This is a genomic window from Bacillus cereus group sp. BfR-BA-01524 (assembly GCF_022662595.1).
Classification (GTDB): Bacteria; Bacillota; Bacilli; order Bacillales; family Bacillaceae_G; genus Bacillus_A; species Bacillus_A thuringiensis_S.
This window is the reverse complement of the sequence record NZ_JAKUDW010000328.1, coordinates 1-338: the sequence shown is the minus strand read 5'-3', so window position 1 is coordinate 338 and position 338 is coordinate 1. Positions and strand designations below refer to the sequence as shown.

The following is a 338-nucleotide window of genomic DNA, read 5'->3' as shown; positions in this document are numbered from 1 at the left end:
TAATTTTTGCATTTTTATTAATTGGTTTGGATTTTATTCAAGCGGCAGCATCTGGAAAACTTTTGAACTTTGTTAGTAATATTGTATCTTTAATTACTTTTTTATTTTTAGACATAATTCATTTTGAATACGGTATTATCATGGGATTATCAATGATCTTAGGTGCTTATTTGGGATCGAAGTTTGCGGTTCAAAAAGGCGTTGGATATGTAAGGACTTTATTTTTATTAGTTACTATATTATTGATTGGGAAAAATGTTTTGGAATATACTCATATTTTGTAGATTCATACGCATGTATGAATCTCTTTTTTTTATTATATTTTAAAAATTTATTAA

General features: G+C 25.1%; 1 protein-coding gene. It reads left to right on the top strand.

What is annotated here, in order from left to right; genetic code table 11:
* Window positions 1-284, top strand: a 284-nt coding sequence (locus tag MR170_RS31300) for a TSUP family transporter (RefSeq protein ID WP_242310704.1), incomplete at its 5' end; no start/stop codon positions are given.
* Window positions 285-338: the final 54 nt, after the last annotated feature.